The sequence below is a fragment of the Litoreibacter sp. JB4-2 genome (assembly GCF_055693445.1).
In genome coordinates, this window is record NZ_CM146334.1 from 279,615 (window position 1) to 303,749 (window position 24,135).

The 24,135-nt window shown below is 59.2% G+C and carries 22 protein-coding genes and 1 pseudogene; 17 read left to right on the forward strand and 6 right to left on the reverse strand.

The window, feature by feature from the left end; translation table 11 throughout:
• Positions 1–6: 6 nt before the first annotated feature.
• The 4 genes from ACZ1G7_RS01460 to miaA form a co-directional block, all read right to left on the reverse strand.
• Positions 7–1,110: an ABC transporter permease gene (locus ACZ1G7_RS01460; RefSeq protein WP_472661732.1), complete on the reverse strand. Its 1,104-nt coding sequence runs from the start codon at positions 1,108–1,110 to the stop codon at positions 7–9.
• A gap of 124 nt (positions 1,111–1,234) precedes the next feature.
• Positions 1,235–2,905 (reverse strand): ABC transporter substrate-binding protein, encoded by a 1,671-nt coding sequence (locus ACZ1G7_RS01465; protein ID WP_472661734.1) that lies wholly within the window; start codon positions 2,903–2,905, stop codon positions 1,235–1,237.
• 240 nt (positions 2,906–3,145) lie between these two features.
• Positions 3,146–3,931, reverse strand: coding sequence for a helix-turn-helix domain-containing protein (locus tag ACZ1G7_RS01470; protein WP_472661736.1), 786 nt, complete (start codon positions 3,929–3,931; stop codon positions 3,146–3,148).
• Positions 3,932–4,024: 93 nt separating this feature from the next.
• Entirely contained in the window at positions 4,025–4,891 is an 867-nt protein-coding gene (gene miaA, locus ACZ1G7_RS01475; RefSeq protein WP_472661738.1) for a tRNA (adenosine(37)-N6)-dimethylallyltransferase MiaA, read from the reverse strand.
• Positions 4,892–5,015: 124 nt separating this feature from the next.
• Here miaA and pyrH point away from each other — a divergent pair, with 124 nt between their 5' ends.
• From pyrH to lpxB, 15 genes and pseudogenes are all read left to right on the forward strand, one after another.
• Entirely contained in the window at positions 5,016–5,747 is a 732-nt protein-coding gene (pyrH, locus tag ACZ1G7_RS01480; protein ID WP_472661740.1) for a UMP kinase, read from the forward strand.
• Positions 5,748–5,854: 107 nt separating this feature from the next.
• On the forward strand, positions 5,855–6,175 hold the full coding sequence (locus tag ACZ1G7_RS01485; RefSeq protein ID WP_472661741.1) for a hypothetical protein: 321 nt from the start codon (positions 5,855–5,857) through the stop codon (positions 6,173–6,175).
• 81 nt (positions 6,176–6,256) lie between these two features.
• Positions 6,257–7,945, forward strand: coding sequence for a B12-binding domain-containing radical SAM protein (locus tag ACZ1G7_RS01490; RefSeq protein ID WP_472661743.1), 1,689 nt, complete (start codon positions 6,257–6,259; stop codon positions 7,943–7,945).
• Between the two features lie 104 nt (positions 7,946–8,049).
• Positions 8,050–8,613, forward strand: a complete 564-nt coding sequence (gene frr / locus ACZ1G7_RS01495) for a ribosome recycling factor (RefSeq protein WP_472661745.1) — start codon at positions 8,050–8,052, stop codon at positions 8,611–8,613.
• Between the two features lie 57 nt (positions 8,614–8,670).
• Complete coding sequence (gene uppS / locus ACZ1G7_RS01500; RefSeq protein WP_472661747.1) at positions 8,671–9,396, forward strand: polyprenyl diphosphate synthase; 726 nt, start codon at positions 8,671–8,673, stop codon at positions 9,394–9,396.
• A 4-nt stretch (positions 9,397–9,400) separates the two neighbouring features.
• Positions 9,401–10,201 carry a phosphatidate cytidylyltransferase gene (locus ACZ1G7_RS01505; protein ID WP_472661749.1) on the forward strand — a complete coding sequence of 267 codons (801 nt, stop codon included), beginning with the start codon at positions 9,401–9,403 and terminating at the stop codon, positions 10,199–10,201.
• Positions 10,202–11,365 carry a 1-deoxy-D-xylulose-5-phosphate reductoisomerase gene (dxr, locus tag ACZ1G7_RS01510; RefSeq protein ID WP_472661751.1) on the forward strand — a complete coding sequence of 388 codons (1,164 nt, stop codon included), beginning with the start codon at positions 10,202–10,204 and terminating at the stop codon, positions 11,363–11,365.
• 12 nt (positions 11,366–11,377) lie between these two features.
• Positions 11,378–12,712, forward strand: a complete 1,335-nt coding sequence (gene rseP, locus ACZ1G7_RS01515) for an RIP metalloprotease RseP (RefSeq protein WP_472661752.1) — start codon at positions 11,378–11,380, stop codon at positions 12,710–12,712.
• Between the two features lie 115 nt (positions 12,713–12,827).
• A complete protein-coding gene (locus ACZ1G7_RS01520) occupies positions 12,828–12,953 on the forward strand; it encodes a hypothetical protein (RefSeq protein WP_472661753.1) in 126 nt (41 codons plus the stop codon).
• A gap of 237 nt (positions 12,954–13,190) precedes the next feature.
• Entirely contained in the window at positions 13,191–15,422 is a 2,232-nt protein-coding gene (gene bamA / locus ACZ1G7_RS01525) for an outer membrane protein assembly factor BamA (RefSeq protein ID WP_472661754.1), read from the forward strand.
• A 4-nt stretch (positions 15,423–15,426) separates the two neighbouring features.
• Complete coding sequence (locus ACZ1G7_RS01530; RefSeq protein ID WP_472661756.1) at positions 15,427–16,083, forward strand: OmpH/Skp family outer membrane protein; 657 nt, start codon at positions 15,427–15,429, stop codon at positions 16,081–16,083.
• Between the two features lie 72 nt (positions 16,084–16,155).
• On the forward strand, positions 16,156–16,620 hold the full coding sequence (fabZ, locus tag ACZ1G7_RS01535; protein ID WP_472661758.1) for a 3-hydroxyacyl-ACP dehydratase FabZ: 465 nt from the start codon (positions 16,156–16,158) through the stop codon (positions 16,618–16,620).
• Positions 16,617–17,402 carry an acyl-ACP--UDP-N-acetylglucosamine O-acyltransferase gene (gene lpxA / locus ACZ1G7_RS01540; protein WP_472661760.1) on the forward strand — a complete coding sequence of 262 codons (786 nt, stop codon included), beginning with the start codon at positions 16,617–16,619 and terminating at the stop codon, positions 17,400–17,402. The genes fabZ and lpxA overlap by 4 nt, the downstream gene beginning before the upstream one ends.
• 6 nt (positions 17,403–17,408) lie before the next feature.
• Positions 17,409–18,278: an LpxI family protein gene (locus ACZ1G7_RS01545; RefSeq protein ID WP_472661762.1), complete on the forward strand. Its 870-nt coding sequence runs from the start codon at positions 17,409–17,411 to the stop codon at positions 18,276–18,278.
• A pseudogene (gene lpxB, locus ACZ1G7_RS01550) lies at positions 18,275–19,447 on the forward strand (lipid-A-disaccharide synthase). The gene ACZ1G7_RS01545 and the pseudogene lpxB overlap by 4 nt, the downstream one beginning before the upstream one ends.
• Here lpxB and ACZ1G7_RS01555 read toward each other — a convergent pair.
• Positions 19,444–19,917 carry a YbaK/EbsC family protein gene (locus tag ACZ1G7_RS01555; RefSeq protein WP_472661764.1) on the reverse strand — a complete coding sequence of 158 codons (474 nt, stop codon included), beginning with the start codon at positions 19,915–19,917 and terminating at the stop codon, positions 19,444–19,446. The pseudogene lpxB and the gene ACZ1G7_RS01555 overlap by 4 nt on opposite strands.
• A gap of 79 nt (positions 19,918–19,996) precedes the next feature.
• Between ACZ1G7_RS01555 and ACZ1G7_RS01560 the strand changes: the two genes are divergently transcribed.
• Positions 19,997–22,795 carry a [protein-PII] uridylyltransferase family protein gene (locus ACZ1G7_RS01560; protein WP_472663646.1) on the forward strand — a complete coding sequence of 933 codons (2,799 nt, stop codon included), beginning with the start codon at positions 19,997–19,999 and terminating at the stop codon, positions 22,793–22,795.
• A gap of 21 nt (positions 22,796–22,816) precedes the next feature.
• Entirely contained in the window at positions 22,817–23,095 is a 279-nt protein-coding gene (locus ACZ1G7_RS01565; RefSeq protein ID WP_472661766.1) for a hypothetical protein, read from the forward strand.
• A 55-nt stretch (positions 23,096–23,150) separates the two neighbouring features.
• Here ACZ1G7_RS01565 and ACZ1G7_RS01570 read toward each other — a convergent pair whose 3' ends face one another.
• A complete protein-coding gene (locus ACZ1G7_RS01570; protein ID WP_472661767.1) occupies positions 23,151–23,783 on the reverse strand; it encodes an invasion associated locus B family protein in 633 nt (210 codons plus the stop codon).
• Between the last annotated feature and the right edge of the window lie 352 nt (positions 23,784–24,135).

Sequence of the window (24,135 nt, forward strand, 5' to 3'; positions counted from 1 at the left end):
CTCCCCTCAAGACATTCTGATGCGTGGGTTCAGGAACACGTAGCCGATGTCGGATATCAGCTGGGTGACCAGAACAACGAAGACGGCGACCACCGAGCAGCCCAGCAACAGCTGGATGTCATTGGTCGAGGCAGCTTGCACCAGAAGCCAGCCGAAGCCTTTGTAATTGAACAGCGTCTCGGTGATCACAACGCCCGTCAGCAGATACGGGAATTGCAGCATGATCACCGTGAAGGGCGCGATCAGCGCGTTGCGCAGCGCGTGTTTCAGCACGACAGATCGGAAGTTCACGCCTTTCAGGCGCGCCGTGCGGATATATTGCGCGGTCATGACCTCGGCCATGGAGGCGCGCGTCATCCGCGCGATATAGCCCACGCCGTAAAGCGCGATGGTCGCGACGGGCAGGGTGAAGTTGGCCCATGTGATGTCTTTCATGGCCGACGTGGCCGATCCCTTGAGCAGCGTTTTGCCGGCGATCCAGCCTTCCTTGCCCAAGACCCCTATATCGGTCAGCCAGACATTCAGCGGCGATGCGGCGGCGGCGAAAACGGCGATGAAGATCACGCCCGAGACGTATTCGGGTGTGGCGGAGGAGGCGATGGAAAAGGTCGAGAGCGACCGGTCCAGCCGCGATCCTTCGCGCATCCCCGCCAGAATGCCCACGATCAGGGCAGCGGGGATCATCACCGCGAAGGCGCCCAAGGCCAACCAACCGGTGAGGCCAAGACGCGTCGCAATGAGCGATCCCGCGTCGTCCTTGAAAGTCACAGACTGCCCCCAATCACCTTGCAGGACGCCGCAAAAGGTCGGGGCATCTGCCGGGTCGGTGCCAGGTCGGATACAGGCCCCGGTGGTAACCCCCTCATCATCGGTGAAGACGTGGCCCGGCAGCACCCCAAGCCATTGCCCGTAACCCTTCAAGATCGGCTCGTTATAGCCTTCCTTATCCAGCCAAGATGCGACGGCCTCATCCGACATGCGGAAGTTGCCTGCGGTTTTGGCCAGCTTTTCAAGGTTCGGGTAGAGCGTGGTCATGAAGAACACGATGAAGGTCAGGCACAACGCCGTCAGCAGCATCACGCCGACGCGACGGAGCAAGAAGGTTCCCATGAGATTTCCCCGTTGGTGTGTTTGTCCGGCGGTCTGCGGCTCTTATGGCGCGCTTTTTTTGAGTGACCATCCCAGATGTGAAAAGGGCCGCACAATCATGTGCGGCCCAAATCAGGGTGTAAGCTTAGGCTGCGAAGCCCCACTTATAGATTTGTGGCAGGTAGGCGATGTGCATGTCGACGCCGACCAGCCCTTCCACGTGGTGACGCGAGATTTTGCGCCAATAGGGCTGGATGGTCACGCCTTCCTCAATGATGATGGCCTGAATTTTGCCCATCACCTCGCGACGCTTTTCAACATCCGCGATCGAGTTGGCCTCGGCCAGCAACGCGTCGAATTCGGCGTTCGACCAGCCAAATTCGTTCCATGCTTCGCCAGAACGGTAGGCCAGCGACAGCACTTGCGTGCCAAGCGGACGGTGGTTCCAGTTGGTCGAGGAGAACGGGTATTTCGACCAGTCATTCCAAAAGGTCGAGCCCGGCATGATGGTCCGCTTGACGTTGATGCCCGCGTCGCGCAGCTGGGCTGCCACGGCGTCGGTGCTGTCCATGCGGTAGCCGCCGTCGATGGAGATCAGCTCGTGCTCGAAGTCGGCGTAGCCTGCTTCCTCCATCAGGGCCTTGGCACCAGCCGGATCGTATGGGATGCGACCAACGGAAGGATCCCATTCTGGGTGGACGGGGCCCACGTGGCAGTTATCGGCAGCTTCGCCGACACCGGCCAAACCAAGCTCTAGGATAAGCTCGTTGTCGCAGGCCATGGCAATCGCCTTGCGCACGCGCTTGTCTTCGTAGATCTTGTTGCCATTGTCGTCTTCGGCCAGCTGGTTGGTGCGGATCACCAGGGTCGCGCCCGAAGTCACTTCGGAATGCACAAGGCCCAGGCTGTTCATGACGTCGATAAACTCGCCCTGGCTTTCCCAGTTCATGTCGACCTCTTCGGCCTCATAAGCGGCTACGTGGGCTGCGGGGTCTGTGCCGTAGTCGATGAATTCGATCCGGTCGAGATAGCCGCCTTTGCCAGCCGCATAGCCCCACCATTCGTGGCCTTCGTTGCGCACCAATGCACCTGCAACGCCAACCTCATGGCCATCTGGCAGCATGTAGCCTGTACCGACCGGGTTGCCGAGCATGTTTGCTGCGTCAAATCCTGCTGGCACAATCGCGGCAGGGTAGTCAGCCATGCCCGGGATCAGTGTGATATCTGGAACCGGCAGGTTCAGCACAACGGTGTGGCTGTCTTGCACAACAATGGAGCCAGCTGTGGCTTTGTTGGTATCGGCATCGATCAAGGAAGCGAAACGGCCCGCCATCGAGTTGCCCTCAACGTCTTTCTCGCACCAGCCTTCGATGTTGCGCGCAACGTCTTCGGCAGTGAAATCAGAGCCATCGTTCCACTTCACACCCTTGCGGACGTTCAAAGTGTAAACGGTTGCGTCGTCGTTCACTTCCCAGCTTTCCAGCAGCATTGGCTCGAACGAGCCGTCGGAATTGTACTCTACGAGATACTCCAGCCAACCGGCTGTGTAGGTGGCGATCTGCGTCCAGTCATAGGTGCGCGGGTCTTTCAGCGCGCGGACTTCCATTTCCATCCGCAGCGTGCCGCCTTGTTGTGCGTGGGCCGCTGCTTTGGCTGGCGTGGCGCCGATCATTGAATAAGCCGCGACGGATGTGACGCCGAGCATGGTGGCACGTGTCATAAATTCGCGCCGGTCCATGTGGCCGGCCTTGTATTCGTCGCGATACATCTCGGCTACCGGATGCACCCGCTTCGAAAAGGTGGTGTGCTTTGTCATGTCTTTCTCCCTGTTGGACAGTGACGGTTTTTGGTCAATCTGGGTGCGCTTACCGCTGCTACGACACGACGGCGGCGCGAATTTTTGTAAGATATGTCCCGATTTTCCCTAGCTTGAGCGCGCATTGCGCCTGAAAATCAGTTCAAGGTCAACGGTTGATACCGTCAAATAATGCATCTTTTGCGACACCCCGAAAGGTCGTTAGCGACATGCTGAAAGTTTACGCTAGGTTAGTTTGGTCTATCCGCGAGACTTGCGAAACGTCGTCGGGTTTTCGCCAGTTTGCGCCTGAAAGGCTCGGGTGAAATAGGCGGCGGAGGAAAACCCAAGCCGCTCCGCGATGATTTTGACAGGCTGATCGGTATGCAATAGCGCTTCGCAGGCCGCGTTGATGATCCGTTCGTTCAGCAGCGTTGAGGCAGGTTTGCCAACGGCGCCTTGCGTCAACCGTGTCAGATGCGTCGGCGTGACCTTAAGGTCAGCCGCAAAGCCACCGATGGATTTGCCATCACGGTGATTGATCGACACGACGTGGCTAAATTTGCTCAACAACCGGTCAGATTTTCCCAGTTTTTCTGTGGGCTGTTCAGACAAAAGGCGATCCAGCCAGACGGCGATCATCATCACATGCGCTTGAATGGCGCGACGCTGCCCGGTGCGCAGCTCCAACAATTCGCGCGACAGGGTGTCGATCAGCCCGGTAAGTTCCGCCTGCGTTTGCATCTGCGCGGCGCGCACAATGGCGGGTCTGCGTGGAAAGCCTGCGCTGTCATCATTGGGCAGCGAGATGACCATACCTTGCGGCTGCGCAAACATATCATAGCTGAACAGCGTGTGGGCAGGCACGAAAACGGCGGTGTTTGGCCCGATACCCCGCAGACGGCAATCGACCATGAACCGGCCTTGGCCGCGGGTAATCCAAAACAGAACAGGGTGCTCCAGAGCGCGTGCCGCATCTGATTTCCACGCTTCGGCGCGCAGAGCGGTCGCCAGCGTTTCAACACGCGGCAGGCGTTTATTCGGCATCAGATCGTCCCCACACGATTTGGCTCTTGGTTCGAAAGTCTCAGGTTCCATTGCTTAAACGCCCGGTTTGGCAGAGTCAAAGGTTGCAAAAGGTCAAGTCTGCAGCAAATTTGCCCCAACCCAGCGCCAGTTTTTCATACGCGCCCTGAACCAGGTGCGCTGCCGTTTAGCATATTGACGCGAGGCGATAATGGAACGGGCGCGCGCCTCAGGCAGCGAAATCTCGCCATTTAGATGGGCCATAAGCTCAGGCGCGCCGATGGCTTTGGCAGACGGGCGCGTTGGATCCCAGTCGTGTTGAAGCGCGCGCACCTCTTTTAGCGCGCCGCCGTCCAACATCAGGTCGAAACGCCGCTCTATGCGCGGGCTCAGCCAGTCTTTCGGACTATCCAGAACAATCGCGGTGGTGGCCTCCAGCGGTAGAACAGGCGGCGGGGTTTCATCCTGCCAGGCCGCGATCTGTTTTCCGGTATTTGTGAACACCTCCCAGGCGCGACGAATGCGGGCGGGGTTGGCGGTGTCGATCCGTGCGCGGGTGGCGTCATCCAGAACGGCCAGCATGTCGTCTAGGGGCAGGGCGTTTGCCTTTTCACGGATCGCGTCAGGTGTGGCAGGGATGTCGGCCAGCCCTTCGGTCAGGGCGGTGAAATTCAAGCCGGTGCCGCCAACGATGATGGGGCGCGCGCCATCCAGCAGCGGGGTCACATCGCGCAACCAATGCCCGGTGGAATAGGGCTGCGCATAGGGGACATGCCCGTAAAGCAGATGCGGCGCGCGCGCCAGATCGGCCGCGTCCGGGCGCGCGGATAACAGCTGCCAGCAGTCAAACACCTGCAACGCGTCCGCGTTGACGATAACCCCGCCCTGCGCCTCGGCAATGCCAAGCGCCAGCGACGATTTGCCAGATGCGGTCGGTCCCGCGATCAGAACCGGTTTTTCCGGGTCGATTGTTTCGAGCAATTTCAGCAGTTTAGGCCATCCCTTTGTGGTGCGGCCCGCGCGTCTTGCGCATAGCCGTTGAAACCGCCCCGGTTTTCCGACATTTTGCCGCCAATTTGCAAGCAGCCAGGAAGAGGCCCCCTTCATGAGCGACACCGCCCCACAAACCACCTATAACCGCGTCCTTCTGAAAATTTCCGGCGAGGCGCTGATGGGGGATCAGGGGTTTGGGCTGCATCCGCCAACTGTTGAGCGGATCGCGCGCGAAATCCAGACCGTTCACGAGATGGGCGTTGAGGTTTGCATGGTGATCGGCGGCGGCAATATTTTCCGCGGGCTTCAAGGCAGCGCGCAGGGGATGGAACGCACCACGGCTGATTACATGGGGATGCTGGCGACGGTGATGAACGCGCTCGCGATGCAAGGTGCGTTGGAAGCGCTGGGTCTGCACACGCGGGTGATCTCAGCCATCCCGATGGATCAGGTCTGCGAGCCCTATATCCGCCGCCGCGCGGTGCGCCACCTCGAAAAGAAACGGATTTGCATTTTTGCAGCCGGGACTGGCAATCCCTATTTCACCACCGACACAGCCTGCGCGCTGCGCGCCAATGAAATGTCGTGTCAGGCGATCTTCATGGGCAAGAACGGCGTTGACGGGATTTACGACAAGGACCCGGCGATCCATGACGACGCTGTGCGCTATGACACGGTCAGCTATGATGATGTTTTGGCAAAGCGCTTGAAGGTTATGGACGCCTCCGCCATTGCGCTTGCGCGCGACAATGACCTGCCGATTATTGTGTTTGGCCTGGATGAACCCGGCGGGTTCAAGGGCATCTTGGCGGGTGAGGGCACCTATACGATTGTGCGCGACTAAAGGGCCGATCCGGTCCGAAAAAGCTTTGAGGGCGGCTGCGCCCTTAATCGAATCTGCAATTTGTGCTACGCTTAACGTCTATTTTAGTAGTTTAATTGGAGATTGTTATGGACGCATTGCGCGCAGTTTTAGCCCAAAATGCTTTAATTACATCGCGTTTGACCGCGATAGAGGCTTTGATCACCAGCGGACGGTTTGACATCGGCACGGTGGCCGACCCGCCCCCCGATGGCGGCGGATTGGGCGGTGGTTTGGGCGGCGGCGTCATCGTGGGCGGCGGAATTGGGCCGATTGCGGACCCGTCCCCGGTTGACCTTGGCAAGCTCAGCAAAGTGCAGTTGGAAACGCGGCTTGCCGACATCCAGTTCAACCGCAAAAAGCTGGACACGTTGGAAGAGATGTTCACCGGCGCTTTGAAAAAGCTTTAACTGAACAGTGTCACCACGCGCCTGATTTTTACGGGTGCGTGGCTTAAAATTTTTTGATGTATTTTTATGGAGGGCGCCACGATGTTGGATGCGTCTGAGGCGCGGGTGCGTCCACTGAAAACTCTGTTTGTTGGATTTCAGGATCAGGACAATCTGGGGCTGAGATACCTCATGGGCGCGGCGAAAAGTGCCGGGCATGAGACCGGGATCGAGACCTATGACAAAAACCCCGAAGGGCTGTTGCGCCGGGTCTTGGCGGAGCAGCCGGACTTCATCGGTTTTTCCCTGATTTTTCAGTATATGACCGGGCAATTTGCCGAAGTTGTCGCGGCTTTGCGTCAAGCAGGTGTGCGGGCGCATATTTCAATTGGCGGGCATTTCCCAAGCTTTGACTATGACACCGTGCTGAAACAGGTCCAAGGTGCCGACAGCGTTGTCCGCTTTGAGGGGGAGGAGACCTTGACCACGCTTCTTGCCGCGCTGTCCAAAGGTGAGGCATGGCAGCGCATTCCGGGACTGGTTGCGCGGCTCGATGATGGCAAAATTCACGCCAACCCGTTGCGCAAACAGATCATGGATCTGGACAGCATCGCCTGGCCGCACCGCGCCGACATTCCCTATGAGGCGGCGGCGCAGCCAACGGCGGCCATACTGGGGTCGCGCGGGTGTCCGTGGAATTGCGATTTCTGTTCGATCCGGCCTTTTTATGAGGCGCAAGAAGGCAGTTTGCGCCGGTTGCGCAGCCCCAAAGACGTGATGGAAGAAATGCGGCATCTTTATCATGACCGCCATGTCTCGCTGTTTTTGTTTCAGGACGATGATTTTCTGGCCACGGGCGCGCGGGCGCGGAACTGGGCGGGAGAGCTGTCAGACCTGATTTTTGAAAGCGATATCGGCGGCAAAGTGTCTTGGAAAATGTCGTGCCGTTCGGATGAGCTGCGCCCTGATATCATAGAACGCATGGTTCGTGGCGGGCTGACCCATGTCTATATGGGCGTCGAAAGCGGCGACGTTCAGGGCCTGAAAAATATGAACAAGATGATGTCGCCGCAAAAGCATCTTGAGGCGGGCGACATGCTGCGCGCCGCTGGTCTGTCGTTTGATTTTGGCTTCATGCTGATGGATCCGTGGTCAGATTTTCGGATGATCCGCGAGAACGCCAAGTTTTTGGAACGCTTCGTTGGTGACGGCTGGTCCATCGCCAGCTTCTGCCGGATGTTGCCCTATTCCGGCACCCCGGTTGAGCGTAAATTGCAGGGCGAAGGGCGATTGGAAGGCACCGGGTTTGAGCCCGATTACAAGTTTCTCGATCCAAAGTTGGACCGGTTTTACGCGTGGATGCTTGAGACGTTCCACACCCGCAATTTCACCAATGAGGGGCTGGCACATCTGCTGCGCGCGATGATCTTTGAAAGCCGGTTGCAATCGGATTTGACCCGCTGGATGACCGAGGAGGAGACCCGCTGGCTGCAATACATTGCGGCGCGTGCCAACCGGTCGGCGGTGACGGCGATCCTGCAGGCGGTCGATTACTTTGAGCGCACCGCGCTTGACGATATTGTTGTCTATGAAGGGTTTTTGGCCGCACTCAGCGCGCGCGAATTGCACGAGCAGGCGGTTCTTACGCAGCAATTGCACGGCTTTTGGACGGATGGGGCGCGGCAGGCGCGGCGGCGCGCCCGTCATGATGGTCTGCTCGGCGGGTTCGAAAACAGTTGGACCGCCGGTGAAAGTGCCGCTTGGGAAACCCAAGGTGTCGGCGCGCGGTGATAGGCGAGAATTGCAAACAGGCGCATGAAATCTTCAACTGGCGTTGACTGCGCGGCTGGGCTAAAGATGTGGGCAACAAACAAGAACACGCCACAGGACTTCTCATGTCAGACGATTTCATGCTCGACACCGACGACATCCAACGCCGCATGGACGGCTCGATGAACTCGCTCCGTTCCGAATTTGCCTCGCTGCGTACCGGCCGCGCCTCTGCCTCGATGTTGGAGCCGGTGATGGTCGACGCCTACGGGTCAATGACGCCGGTGAACCAAGTGGGCACCGTCAATGTGCCAGAGCCACGTATGGTGACGATCAACGTCTGGGACAAAGGGCTTGTCGGCAAGGTCGAAAAAGCGATCCGCGAAAGCGGACTGGGCATCAACCCGCAGCTCAACGGCACAATCATCATGCTGCCGATCCCTGAGCTGAACGAAGAACGTCGCCGCGAACTGACCAAAGTCGCAGGCACTTATGCCGAAAACGCGCGCGTTTCGGTGCGCAATATTCGCCGCGACGCCATGGACCAGATCAAGAAGGCCAAGGCGGACGGGATGTCGGAAGATGACCAGAAGCTTTGGGAAGCGGAGGTGCAGGAAATGATTGATGCACAAATAAAAGCCGTTGATGCCGCATTGGTGACAAAACAAGAAGAAATTATGCAGGTGTAAAACCGCACTGAAAACCCGCCCAGGCGGGTTTTTTAAATCGTATTTGAGGGCAGAAATATGAATGTGACACCTATAAATCCGGCTGGACCAAACCATGTTGCCATTATTATGGACGGCAACGGGCGTTGGGCCACCCAACGCGGACGACCGCGCTTGTTTGGGCACCAGGCCGGGGCGAAACGCGTCCGCCAGGTGGTGTCGAAATGTCCGGAGCTGGGCGTCAAATACCTGACTATTTTTGCCTTCTCGACCGAAAACTGGAAACGCACGCAATCCGAAGTGGCCGGTCTTATGGCGCTGTTTCGCCGCTACATTCAGCGCGAGGCGAATTATCTGCATCAGCTTGGCACGCGGGTGCGTTTCATCGGTGAGCGCGAAAAGCTGGACAGCAAGCTGCAAAAGCTCATGGATTACCTCGAAAAGCTGACCGAGAATAACGACGAAACGCATCTGACCATTGCGCTGAATTACGGCGCGCGCGACGAGGTGACACGCGCCACGCAGCGCCTCGCCGTTGAAATCGCCGAAAAGCGTTTGCGCCCTGAACAGGTGAACAGCGAAGTGCTGTCGTCGTTTTTGGACACATGCATGCTGCCAGACCCAGATCTGGTGATCCGCACTTCGGGCGAGGCGCGCATTTCCAACTTTTTGCTCTGGCAATCGGCCTACGCGGAATACGAATTTATCGACACGCTGTGGCCGGATTTTAGCCCAGACGTTTTTGCCGATGTGGTCGGGCGGTTCTCCAGCCGCGACCGCCGTTTCGGCGCTGTGAAGGCCTGACAGGTTGAGCCTCCAGGCGGAGAAGTTTTCCGACCTTTGGGTCCGTATGGGCTCGGGCGCTGTGATTGCTGTGATCGGGCTGACCTGCGTTTGGCTCGGTGGTGCTGCGTTTCTGGCGCTGTGCTGCGCCTTGACCGGCGCGCTGGTGTGGGAACTGGTCACGATGCTTGGCGGCGGGCCAAAACGCGCCCTGATGCTGGGCGCCGGCGCCGCGGCTGCGTTTCTGGCAGCACGGTTGCTGCCTTTGGGCGTAGGGCTTCCGTTCATCTTGCTGCCATCCATTGCGGGCATCGCGCTTTTGCCGCGCAATCGCACGCTCTACATGGTTTTTACGGCGCTGATCATCATCGCGGCCTACGGGCTGGCGGTGCAGCGCAATGATTTTGGCTTCACCTGGATGCTCTGGCTCGCGCTGGTTGTGATCGTCACAGACGTTGCGGGCTATTTCGCGGGTCGCGTGTTTGGCGGGCCCAAGTTCTGGCCCCGCGTCAGCCCCAAGAAAACTTGGTCCGGCACGATTGCAGGTTGGGTGGGCGCAGGGCTGGTGGGCGCATATTTCATGCGCATTCCCGGCGTCGGGCCAGAGGTCGTGGGCATTTCCATCGCGCTGTCGATGGCGTCCCAAATGGGCGACATTGCGGAAAGCGCGATGAAGCGGAAGATGGGCGTCAAGGACAGCTCAAACCTGATCCCAGGCCATGGCGGGGTGTTTGACCGGTTTGACGGGATGCTGGGCGCCTCGGTCTTCTTGCTGCTGATCGAACAGATTGTGGATTTCCCGCCAGTACCGTCCATCGTTTTCTAGATGCGAACGGTTTCTATTTTCGGGGCGACGGGCTCCATCGGGGAAAATACACTTGATCTGATCGGCCGCGATCCAGACGCCTATGATGTCGTCGCATTGACCGGCGGGCGCAATGTGGCGCGGTTGGCCGAACTTGCCGTGACGCACCGCGCGAAGCTGGCCGTGACCGCGTTTGACGACTGTTTTGACGCATTGAAAACTGCTTTGTCCGGAACGGGTATCGAGGTGGCTGCTGGCGACAGCGCGATTGTCGAGGCTGCCGCACGGCCTGCCGACTGGGTCATGTCAGCCATCGTCGGGGCTGCCGGGCTGCTACCGGGGCTGGAGGCGGTCAAGCAGGGCAAAACCCTGGCGCTTGCCAACAAGGAATCGCTTGTGACCGCCGGGCCGATCCTGTTGGGGGCTGCAAAGGCACATGGCGCCACCGTGTTGCCCGTCGATAGCGAACATTCGGCGGTGTTTCAGGCTTTGGTGGGTGAAGATATCGCCGCCGTGGAACGGATCGTCATCACCGCCTCAGGCGGGGCGTTTCGTGACTGGCCAACGGACAAGCTGGCGGAAGCAACGCTGGAAGACGCCTGCACGCACCCAAACTGGGACATGGGCCAGCGGATCACGATTGACTCGGCGTCCTTGTTCAACAAAGCCATGGAGCTAATTGAAACAAAAGAGTTTTTCGGCGTCAAACCTGATCAGATAGAGGCCGTCGTGCACCCAGAAAGCCTGATCCACGCGCTGGTCGGCTTCAAAGACGGCGCCTTGATGGCACATCTCGGCGCGCATGATATGCGCCACGCGATTGGCTATGCGCTGCATTGGCCAGAACGCGGCCATGTCCCGGTAGAGCGGCTCGATCTGGCCAAGATCGCCCAGCTGAATTTCCGCGCAGCTGATCCCGCGCGCTACCCCGCGCTGAGGCTGGCGCGGGAGGTGATGGAAGCGGGTGGGCTCGCTGGCAGTGTCTTCACTGCAGCCAAAGAGGCCGCGCTTGATGCGTTTATTGCGCGCCAGATTGGATTTACCCAGATGGCAGAGGTGGTGGACGCCACGCTCTCGACACTTTCGGGTGAGATTGCCGCATCTTCAGACATTACACTTGATTCTGTGCTAGCAGCGGACCATCTGGCACGTAACACGGCCATTCGGATCATCGAGACCAAGTAAAGAGGCGCATTTATGGATGTTTTAGGCATGATCCCAAGCGTGGGCGGGTTCGCAGGCACAATTGTGGCCTTCGTTGTCGCGCTGTCGGTGATCGTGGCGATCCATGAATATGGCCATTATATCGTCGGCCGCTGGTGCGGCATCCACGCAGAAGTGTTCTCGCTTGGCTTTGGTCCGGTGATCTATTCGCGCTACGACAAGCGCGGCACCAAATGGCAGCTCGCGGCTTTGCCCTTTGGCGGCTACGTGAAATTTCTGGGCGACGCGGATGCGGCGTCCGGCAAAGACGGTGAAGCGATGTCCGGCCTGTCTGAGGCAGAGCTTGCCCGCACCATGCATGGCGCTGCGCTGTGGAAACGCTCCGCGACTGTGGCGGCGGGGCCTGTGTTCAATTTTATCCTGTCAATTCTGGTGTTTGCAGGGATTTTCTTGTTCGCGGGCACCGTGACAGATGACGCGGTGATTGGCGAAGTGAAGCCGAACCCGGGCCAGGAAGAGCTGTTTGAACCCGGCGACCGATTGTTGAGCGTGGGAGGGGTCGAGACCCCAGATTTGGCGCGCTTTTACGAAGTGGCTCGTGACACAGCCCCGGCGGAAGTTGTCGGCTATGTGGTGCAGCGCGACGGCCGCGAAGTTGCTTTCGACAGTGTCTACCCATTCCCACCGGTTTTGGACCAGCTACAGCCGCAATCGGCTGCGATGAGCGCAGGCTTGCAGGTCGGCGACGTGATCACAGCGGTCGACGGCACCCCGGTTTGGTCGCTAAGCGAAGTTCAACAGGCCGTGCAGGCAGGCGAAGGCGCCCCGGCCGCGCTGACTGTGTGGCGCGACGGCGAAAGCATTGCGATCACTCTGACCCCACGCAAGACGGACCTGCCGGTGGATGGCGGGTTTGAAACGCGCTGGTTGATCGGGTTTTCGGGCGGCGCGTTTTTTGAACCGCCCCGCGTGACGCTGGGCGCGTGGGACGCGCTGACCGGCGGGGCGCAGCAAACCCTGTTCGTCATGACCTCTAGCCTGTCTGGGCTATGGCATATGATCACGGGGGCGATCAGCTCCTGCAATATTCAAGGTCCTATTGGCATCGCGCAGACCTCCGGCGATATGGCGAGCCAAGGGGTTCAGGAATTTATCTGGTTTATTGCTGTTTTGTCGACGGCGGTTGGGCTTTTGAACCTGTTCCCAATTCCCGTCCTTGATGGCGGTCACTTGGTGTTCCACGCCTATGAAGGCGTTGCAGGTCGCCCGCCCAGCGACAAAGTGCTCAATGTGATGATGACCACCGGCTTGGTCTTGCTGTTGTCGCTGATGGTCTTCGCGCTCAGCAATGATCTTTTCTGTCCGTAAGTTCGCAGGCGCGCGCACTGCAATCACCCGAGTTTGACCTTACTGCTGCCCCAATCTTGCCATGATTACTGTTCATTTTCGGTTCATCTGAACCAACCAATGGGCATGTGGGCATATGCAAACCATTCAAAACGGATATCGCGGGCTGAGTTTGATCGTGCGCATGAACTGGGATCGCGTTTTATGGCCTGCGGCCATTGCGGCCTCGCTGATGTTTGGCGGATTTGTCGCCGGGTTCTAGCGAAAAACAACTACATCATGCGGTTTTGTCAAAGCGGCCCCCAGAATGAGGGCCGTTTTTGCTGTTTGGGCTTTTGACAACGCCGGGGACTCGCGGTACCACAAACGGATAAGAAATGAGACTTATCAGGGCGGTGGGGACATGGTGTTCGCAATTCTAGCGAAGCAATTGGCGAAGAGCATCAAGCGTGTCAGCGTGATATGCGTTTTGGGGGCAGGCGTCAGCATCGCGCCCCCTATGACTAACATCGCCTATTCACAGAATTTTTCTGTCGGCGCGGTGTCGATCGAAGGCAATCAGCGGATCGATAACGCAACCATCCTGAGCTACCTGGCGCTGCCCGCCGGTGGCTCAGTCAATGCCGCTCAACTGAATGACGCGTTACAGCGGCTGCAACGCTCCGGGCTTTTTGAAACGGTTGAGCTTGTACCCGCTGGCAATACGCTTGTGGTTAATGTCACGGAATATCCGACGATCAACCGGGTCAACATCGAAGGCAACCGCCGCCTCAAGGACGAAGACCTGCTGCCGCTTCTGCAATCCCAATCGCGCCGGGTCTACAACCCCGCCACAGCTGAGGCGGATGCGGCAACGCTGACGGAAGGCTACCGCCAGGCCGGGCGTTTGGCCGCAACTGTTACGCCGCGCATTATCCGGCGGTCCAACAACCGTGTCGATCTGGTGTTTGAAGTGGCGGAGGGCCGCGTGGTCGAGGTGGAACGCATCAGTTTCGTCGGCAACCGCGCTTATTCCGACCGCCGTCTGCGCCGTGTCATCGAAAGCAAACAGGCCGGGATTTTTCGGGCTTTGGTCTCGTCGGACACATTTATTTCAGATCGCATTGCCTTCGACCGGCAATTGCTGCGCGATTTCTATCTGTCGCGCGGCTACGTTGATTTCCAGGTTCTGTCCGCAGCGCCTGAATTGGCCCGGCAACGCGACGCGTTTTTCCTGACCTTCAAAGTGCAGGAAGGCCAGCAATTCCGCTTTGGAAAGATTACGACTGTAAGTGATTTGCCGGTGATTGATACCGATGAATTTCAGGCCGTCTCCAGGATCAAAGAGGGCAGCGTCTATTCGCCAATTCGGGTTGAAAACACGATTACGCGGATGGAACGTCTGGCCATTCAACAAGGTCTTGATTTTATCAGGGTCGAGCCACGTTTGACGCGCAATGACGCCGACCTGACACTGGACGTCGAATTCCAGGTGATCCGCGGGCCGCGCGTGTTTGTTGAGCGTATCGACATCGAAGGCAATGAAACCACGCTTGACCGTGTGGTTCGCCGTCAGTTCCGCACTGTCGAAGGCGACCCGTTCAACCCGCGCGAAATTCGCGACGCGGCTGAGCGCATTCGGGCGCTGAATTACTTTACAACCGCCGACGTGAACACACGCGAAGGATCGGGTCCGGATCAGGTTGTGGTCGATGTCGATCTGGAGGAAACAACAACAGGATCATTGGGTTTCGGGGTCAGCTATGGCAGCGAGGCTGGGGTTGGCTTCAATGTCAGCTTTACAGAACGAAATTTCCTTGGTCGCGGGCAAGCGCTGTCTTTCTCTTTTGATACAGGGACAAGTACGCAAGACACGTCGCTCTCTTTCGTCGAGCCGGCCTTTCTGGGACGCGATCTTAGATTTGGCATTGATTTGTTTTATCGCACGACAGATTCCGACGTCGCCGATTTTGATACCCAGAATATTGGGATTGGCGCTAGTATCGGCTTCCCTGTGTCTGAAAACGGGCGGCTGCGTCTCAGCTATAGACTTTCGGAAGATCAGATCAAAAATGTCAGTCCAACGCTGACCCCGATCATTGCGCGTGACGAGGGTAAAGCCGTCACCTCCAGTATTGGCTATGAATATAGCTATGATACGCGCCGCACCGGGCTGAACCCAAATGCAGGTGTGCTTTTGCGGTTTGGACAGGAATTTGCGGGTGTCGGCGGCGACCGTGAGTTCATTCGCACGACTGCCCTTGCGTCCGCCCAGACCAAGGTTGCACGTGAGGAAGTCACGCTACGCGCCGAGCTAGAGGTTGGTGCCCACACACAACTGACCGGAAACAGCCGGATCACAGAACGTTTCTTCCTTGGCTCACGCCGTTTGCGCGGCTTTGACAGTGACGGGATTGGGCCGCGCGATTTGGGGTCGACTAACCAAGATGCGTTGGGCGGCAACTACTATGCGGTTGCACGGTTCGAAGCGGAATTTCCGTTGGGTTTGCCTGAGGAGTATGGGATTTCCGGCGGTGCGTTCTTGGATGTCGGCTCTCTTTGGGGGCTTGATGATGTGAACGGAGCAACGGGCGTTGTCGATGACAGCGCAAATCTGCGCGCCACAATCGGTGTGTCGATTTTCTGGGACACGCAGATCGGGCCGCTGCGGTTCAACTTCTCGCAGCCGCTGATCGAAGAGCCTTATGACCGTTCGCGTAGTTTCGATCTGACCGTCTTCACCCGGTTCTAGCGCGATGTGGCTGCGCGCCCTTGCGTTGTGCATGGTTTGCGCCGCCGTGACGGTTGCGGCGTCAGCGCAGGATCAGGAGCCCGCCCCCGAACAGGCAATCTTGCCGCCGCCGATTTTGACGCTCAATCAGGAGCGTCTCTATGCGCAGTCCCTTTTCGCGGCGCGTGTGCGGCAAACTTTGGAGCGCGATTCCGTCGCGCTTGCCACTGAAAACCGCCAGATCGAGGCGACACTGATCGCGGAAGAAGGCCAACTTACCGAAGATCGTGCGACGATGGATCCGGTGGAATTTCGCGCCCTTGCAGAAGATTTCGACATTCGGGTCACGGGCATTCGTAAGGCGCAGGTCGACAAACGCAATGCGTTGCAAGCTAAAGCCGATAGCGAGCGCGCACGGTTTTATGAGCTGGCTTTCCCGGTGCTATTCCAGTTGGTGGAAGAAACCGGTGCGCTTGCAATTCTCAACCAAAACGCGGTGATCTTGTCTTCGCGCTCCATTGACGTGACCGAGCTGGCAATTGAACGCGTCAACACGGTCATCGGGGCGTCGCCTTTGCCCCCCGATGCGCCGACCGCACCGCAGCCGCGCCCGGAACCGCCCAGCGAAAATGTGGCCCCAGAAGCAGTCCCAGATGGGGCCCCCGACACTGACACAGAGTGAAACGCTCTGTGGCTTGTGCCGCCTTTGGTGCGCTGCTAATTCTCAGACCTATAACAACAAGAGCACAGCCAAATGACCGACCAACCCACCAGCGCCGATATCGACCTGATCCAACGGATCATCCCGCACCGCTACCCGTTCTTGTTGATCGACAAAGTGGTGGATATTGAGCACGGCGTTTCGGCGACAGGCATCAAGAACGTGACGTTCAATGAGCCGCATTTCCAAGGCCATTTCCCGGGCGCGCCGATCATGCCGGGTGTGACGATCATCGAGGCTATGGCGCAAACTGCTGCTGTAATGGTAGGCGTGACGATGGACATGGCTGACAAGGATTTGCTTGTCTATTTCATGGCAATTGATGGCTGCAAATTCCGCCGCAAAGTTGTCCCTGGCGATGTGCTGCGACTGGATGTCGAGGTCACGCGCGGCAAGCCCGGCGGCAAGGTTTGGAAATTCAAGGGCGTGGGCCATGTCGCCGGCGAAATGGCTGCGCAGGCTGAATTTACGGCGATGATGGACCTGCCTGCAGAATGAGCGGTTTCGTGCATCCCTCTGCCGTGGTTGAGCCGGGCGCACAGATCGACCCCAGCGCCAAGATCGGTCCGTTTTGTACGGTCGGGCCCAAGGTCGAAATTGGCCCGGGCGTAGAGCTAAAAAGCCATGTGGTGGTCACTGGCAAGACCACAATTGGCGCGGAGACGGTGATCTTTCCCTTCGCGGTGATCGGTGAAATTCCGCAGGACCTGAAATTCGACGGTGAGGAAACGCGGCTGGAAATAGGCGCGCGCAACCGCATTCGCGAAGGCGCTACGATGAACACTGGCACGACAGGTGGCGGTGGGTTGACGAAGGTTGGCGACGATTGCCTGTTCATGACAGGCGCGCATGTTGGCCATGATGCGATTGTTGGCAATGGCGTGATTATGGCCAATCAGGCTGCTCTGGCGGGGCATTGCATCATTGAAGACAAGGTGATCATCGGCGGGCTTGCCGGTATCCACCAATTTGTGCGTATTGGGCGTGGCGCGATCATCGGTGCGGTCACCATGGTGACCAATGATGTGATCCCATATGGTCTGGTGCAAGCCCCGCGCGGTGAACTTGATGGGCTCAACTATGTGGGTCTCAAACGGGCGGGCGTGGCGCGCGCTGACATCACCGCGCTGCGGGCGGCTTACCAAATGCTGCGCCAAGGTGACGGTGCGTTTCAGGACCGCGCCCAGCGGCTAAAGGAAGAGACCGACAGCGCCTACGTCCATGAGGTCGTCGATTTTATTCTGGGACGAAGCGACCGTTCATTTCTAGCGCCGAGGTAGTCACAGATGTTGGCGATTATTGCAGGCGAGGGGGCGTTGCCCCCGTTGTTGTTTGAAGCCCTTGATGACGCAGGCGAGGCGTTCCACCTCTGCGAGATGGAGGGTCACCCCTGCGAGGGGCGCGGCGATCGCCCCCTGATCCGGTTTCGCGTCGAAACCCTTGGCAGCTTCATTGGTGATTTGAAGTCATTGGGCGTCACCCGCGTCTGCATGGCGGGGCGGGTGCATCGTCCGGCGCTGGACGTGGCGTATCTGGATGATGAAACCAAGCCGCTGGTGCCGCGGTTTATGGCGGCGATGCGACTGGGCGATGACGCGATGCTGCGTTCTGTTCTGGGCTTTTTCGAAGAACGCGGCATCACAGCCGTTGGCGCGCATGAACTGCGCCCGGACCTGCTGCCGGAACCCGGTATTTTGACCAAAGCGAAACCGGCAGACCACCATGAAAACGACGCCGCACGCGGGGCGGAGATTATCGCGGCCATGGCCGTCGCAGATGTGGGGCAGTCGTGCATCGTCGCCCATGGACAGGCGCTTGCGATCGAGGCTTTGCCGGGAACCGACTGGATGCTGCAATCCTTGATGGTCCAAAACCAACCGCTCAATCCCGATATCATCGCCAATGTGGTGGGCTATGGCGGCGGGCTACAACGGTCGCGTTTGCTGCCGCCGGGCGGTGTGTTGATCAAGGCGTCCAAGCCTGGGCAGGAATTGCGCACCGACATGCCGGTGGTCGGGCCCGAAACCATCCGCCGCGCCGTTCAGGTGCAACTTGACGGCATCGTCATCGAAGCCGGGCGCGTAGTGATGCTGGATGCGCCGCGTTGCATCGACATCGCCAATCGCCACGACCTGTTTATCTGGGTCAAAGGATGAACGCATTCCTGATCGCGGGAGAGCCGTCGGGCGACCGCCTGGGCGCTGCGCTGATGACGGGGTTGCGCCCAGTTGCAGCCAGAGATCGGCTTTGCTGGTGTCGGCGGCCCGATGATGGAGTCGCATGGCCTCGTCAGTCAGTTTCCCATGTCGGAATTGTCGGTCATGGGGTTGGCGGAAGTGCTGCCAAAGCTGCGGCATTTGTTCAAACGTCGCGATCAGTTGGTTGATCAGATCACGTTGGCCAAGCCCGACATTCTGATCACCATCGACAGCCCCGACTTTTGCCTGCGCGTCGCGCGCAAGGTCCGCGCACGCGCGCCCGACATTGCGACCGCGCATTACGTCGCGCCAACGGTCTGGGCATGGCGGCCTGAACGGGCAGAGAAAATGGCAGGCTCCATCGACCACGTCCTGGCGCTATTCCCGTTCGAGCCGCCCTATATGGAAGCCGCCGGGATGAGCTGCGATTTTGTAGGCCATCCCATCGTGGCCGAACCTATCGCGACGGATTTGGAGGTCGACGCCTTCCGCCGCCAATACGGGCTTGGCCGCGCGCCGGTGATTTTGGCGCTGCCCGGGTCCCGTCTGGGGGAGGTCACACGCGGCTGGGCGACCGGTTCGGACAGGCGCTTGCAGAAGTGCTCGACAGCTACCCCGATGCGCGGATCGTGGTGCCGACAGTGGCCGGTGTCGCAGGCAAAATTCATGAGATCACCGCCCGCTGGCCGGGCCACCCGATTGTGCTGGACCCACGTGACATGGTGGCGGAGGATTTCGCCCGCGCCAAAAGTGCGGCTTTCAAGGCGGCGCATGTCGCTTTGGCGGCATCGGGCACGGTCTCGCTTGAGCTGGCTGCCAGCGAAACGCCGATGGTCATCGCCTATGACATGAATTGGCTGTCGCGCCGTATCATCGCGTCCAAAGCGCTGATCGATACGGTGACGCTGGTCAATATCGTGACCAAATCCCATGTCATCCCTGAGTTCCTAAGCGAAAACTGCAAACCGCCGGGCATTGCGCGTGCGCTGAAAGAACTGATGCACGACCCAGAAGCGCGGGCCCGCCAGCTTGATGCCTGCGCGCGGACCATGCAGGCCTTGGGGCAGGGCGACGAGCCCCCCGGCCTGCGCGCAGCACTTTCAATATTCGATGTGTTGGACCGCTAGGTTTCTGTGAATTCGGCCTCTGTGGCGCCGGTCAGCGGAAGAAGCGCAGCCGGCGCGATTGGGAAAATGTGGTGCGGTGTCCCGGCCGCTGCCCATATCACGTCAAACGCCAGCAAACGCGGATCGACAAAGGCCCGGATCGGGTTCAGATGGCCCACCGGTGATACGCCGCCAATGGCAAATCCGGTCTGGGCGCGGATCAGGGCGGCGTCTGCCTTGCCAAGCGGCTCACCCGCGACATGGGACGCTTTGGCCGCGTCCACCCGGTTGCCACCTGCGGTCAAAAACAGGATCGCGGTGCCGCTATCTTCGCCGCGAAAGATGATGGATTTCGCGATCTGATCCAGATGGCACCCCGCCACATCCGCGGCCTGTTGCGCGGTGCGCGTGTCGGCGCCGGTTTCCATGATCTCAACGGAAAGACCCGCCGCATCCAGCGCTGCTTTCACGCGCTTTAAACTTTTGCTCATGATCATCTCCAACTCTTTGGGCGGTATCTGCGCGCAAACTCTGGTTGACCGCAAGGGCCGGGCGCGCAAACTGAGTGTTATGAGTTTCACCTCCCGCCTGACCCGCTGCCCGCGCCCGTATCAACCCGATATTGGGCGCGAGACTGCGCAACATTACAGCGATATGGAGCCTGCGTTTCGGGAGCTCGTCGCTGGGGCCGCCGGTTGCAGCCCGTATCTTGCGGGGTTGTTGGCCAAGGAACGCGACTGGATACAGCGCCTCAGCGATGAGACGCCCGAAGCGCTGTTGGACAGCGAATTGTCAAACCTGCGCGCGACCGAGCTGTCTGAACAAAGTCGCGTCTTCCGACAGGCCAAACGCCGCGTTGCCGTACTGACCGCGCTCGCTGATCTAGGCGGTGTTTGGACCTTAGAAGCGGTCACCGGCGCCTTGACCGTGCTTGCAGATACCTGCGTCGATCAAGCCGCAAAAGCCTTGGTCGGCGCCGAGATCGTACGCGGAAAACTGCCGGGCCTGACTGAGGATGCGGCGGCAACCGCGGGCGGGATGAGCGTGCTGGCAATGGGCAAAATGGGCGCGGGGGAGCTGAACTATTCTTCCGATATCGACCTGATTTTCCTCTTTGATGAGACCCGGTTCGAGGCAAGCGACTACGCCGAAGCGCGCGCCGGTTTCGTGCGCGTCACCCGCAAATTGGCGCGCTTGCTGTCCGATGTGACATCGGAGGGCTACGTGTTTCGCACTGATCTGCGACTGCGACCTGACGCCTCTGTGACGCCGGTCTGCATCGCCATGGAAACGGCGGAGCGCTACTACGAAAGTGTCGGGCGCACATGGGAACGCGCCGCCTTCATCAAGGCGCGCGCCTGCGGCGGCGATATTGCGGCGGGCGAAAAATTTCTGCAGCGTTTGACGCCGTTCGTGTGGCGCAAGCATCTCGATTTCGCGGCGATTGAGGACGCCCATGACATGCGGCTGCGCATTCGCGATCACAAGGGTCTTGGCGGGGCGCTGACGCTTGAAGGGCACAACATGAAGCTTGGGCAGGGCGGCATTCGCGAGATCGAATTTTTCACGCAGACGCGTCAAATCATTGCCGGTGGGCGCGACCCTAATCTGCGGGTGCGCGGCACCAAAGACGGGCTCGATCAGCTGGCCCAGGCCGGATGGGTCGAAGCGGGCGCAAGCGCGCAGCTGAAAACCAATTACACCTGGTTTCGCGAGGTCGAACACCGGCTGCAGATGATCGGCGATCAGCAAACCCACACGCTGCCCGCAGCACCCGAAGGCTTTGATCGGCTGGCCGCCTTCATGGACACCACCGTGCCCGACCTGCGCGATAGGCTGACCCATGATCTGCGTGAAACCGCCCAAGCGACGGAGGCGTTTTTCGCCCCTGATCTGGCCAGCGAAGATCACCAAGATCAGCATGAGATCAGCACTTATTTGGAAAAATGGCGTAGCTTTCCGGCGCTGCGCAGCCCGCGTTCGGTCGAAATATTCAAACGGCTCTTCCCAGAGATTTTGACGTGCATGCAAGACGCCCCGCGCCCCGATGAGGCGCTGCAAGCGTTTGAGCGGTTTCTGTCCGGGCTGCCTGCGGGCGTGCAGGTCTTTTCGATGTTTGAGGCCAACCCGCAGCTAACGCAGCTTTTCGTCGATATTTGCACCGCTTCGGGCGATCTGGCGGGGTATCTCGCGCGAAATGCGCAGGTGTTTGATGCGGTTTTGGCGGGTGATTTTTTTGACCCGTGGCCCGGTGCCGCGCAGTTGGAGGCGCAGCTCACGCAGGCGTTGGAACAGACCCAGGACTATGAGGCGCAGCTTGATCTGGCGCGCCGTTGGCAGAAGGAATGGCATTTCCGGATCGGGGTGCATTTGCTGCGTGGGTTGGTCACGCCAAAAGATGCAGGGCGCGAATATGCGGATCTGGCGCAAGCGGTGCTGGGCGCGCTTTACCCGGCGGTCGTGGCGCAGTTTGCGCGCAAACATGGGGCGGCACCCGGGCATGGCGCCTGCGTTCTGGCGATGGGCTCGCTTGGGTCGGGGACGTTGACGGCGCGCTCTGATCTGGACCTGATCGTGATTTATGACGCGGATGGCGTCGACAGTTCTGACGGGCCCCGCCCGCTGGCGACCCGCGCGTATTTCGCGCGCCTGACGCAGGCCTTGGTTACCGCCTTCACCGCGCCCACGGCGGAAGGCAAGCTTTATGAGGTCGATATGCGCCTGCGCCCCTCAGGGCAGTCAGGTCCGGTCGCTACATCACTGCTGTCGTTTGAAAACTACCAGCAAAATGATGCGTGGTTTTGGGAACATATGGCCCTGACCCGCGCCCGCCCGGTGGCAGGTGACGCAGGTATTGCTACGCGGGTCGAAACCATCCGCGCCGCGATCATTGCGATGAACCGCGACAGTGCCAAATGCGCGCAGGAAACCCAGGATATGCGCGCGCGCCTTTCTGAGGCGGGTCGCCACGGCAGCACATGGCAGGTCAAGGATGGCCCGGGCGGGGCGCAGGACATCGACCTTTTGGCGCAAGGCTTGGGGCTTTTGGCCGGCAGCGCCAGCCGTGACACGGGTACGCAATTGGCCTATGCGGCGGCCGCCGGTTTGCTGCCCGAGGCGGACGCGACTGCGCTGCGAGATACCCGCGACCGGTACCTTGGGATCATGCAGCTGGGCCGCCTTCTGAGCGATGATGCGTTTGAGCCAAACGCACTGGGGCAGGGCGCTCAGGCGATGGTTTTGCGTGACTTGGGGGCGGATCGCTTGGACCAACTTGAGAATGATCTCGCAAAATGTCGCAAACACGCAAAAACGGTGATCGAAACGGCACTTTGTGCGTTGGGCGCCGTGGTAAGCGCGGGTGAGTAAAGGTAAAAGACAGGTCGCATCGTGGCACAACAGTATCAACCGCAAGACCCCAAGGGGCTGATCCATGAGGCCTATCAGATCGACGGCATCACCGCGGGTGAATGCCGCTCGATCTTTCTGGACTGGGCGTTAAATGTGCCGATGGGCGATGACCAAACCGCGCTGATCAAGGCGCTTTTGGCGCATTACGGCGGGGCGGCGGACCATCCCATGACGCGGGTTTTGACCGACGGGCTGGGCGCAGGTCCGCAAGCCAAACGGCGCGGTGGACGGGCCGCGCGGTTGAACCGCTCTTCCTGAATGAAAAAAGCCCGGCTGCGGGGCAACCGGGCTTCTCAAATCTGAAGTCTCAGGTTTATTGTGCTGCCGGAAGCTCGGCCTGGGCTGCGTCGAAAGCGGCTGTGAAACCTGTCAGCGAAACCGATAGCTCAACGCGTTGATCCGGCGCACGCATCGGAACCACGACGATCTTGCCAGCATTGCCGCGCTTGAAAGACGCGATGTCCTCATCGGTCAGGCCGATGCGCGAAAAACACCCGATTTCGGTGCAGAAGGTGAAGGGGTAAATCTTCGCTTTGCCGCTATCAACCGAAAGCCGCAATTGCTGCGTCAAAAGTGTCTCAAGCGGGGTGACGATTGTGGCGCCTGCGGACAATTGATCATCTGCTGGTAGCGGGAACATGTTGATCTCGGCCACCGATTGGCCGTTCTGGTCTTCCAAAAGCTGATACAGCTGACAGTTCTCCGGCTGGCCTTCTGGTGCGCGAATGCAGCGCAGGTCCCAGTCGCCATGTTCCGATTTCACGTAAGTCTCACCAATCGGGTTTTCCTCTGTCCCGGTGGACAGCCCATCGGCACGCGGTGCAGCATCGCCGGTCTCAGCGCCCGTTTCAGCCGGTGTTTCTGTGGTATCGGTCGTTTGCGCAAAAGCAGGGCCAGCCAGGGCCAAAACAAGCGCAAAGCCTGCGGTTTTTAAAAGGATCGACATTGATTTTCCATACTCGTTTGTCTTGCCCGTTGGTTAACACGATGCGGGTCTGGTGTCAGGGGCATTTTGGTGGGTGTTCTGGCGAAGGCTTGCCGACACTGTTACATTTGGCAGCAGGTGCCAAAATTGAAAAAAGGGCCTTGTTAAAGACCCTCTTTCCTATTTTCTCCCCGTCGGACTGGCCGACTTATTGGGGAGACGCTAAGGCAGCCCCGCACACAGGTCAACAGTCAAAATAGCCAAAACATATCACGTTTTTAAGCGGTTGCGGTCAGCAGTTCAGGCAAAAAAAGGCCGTGTCGCAAAGACACGGCCAGTCGACAGGGAGGAAGAGTGCCAAAACACCTTGCTC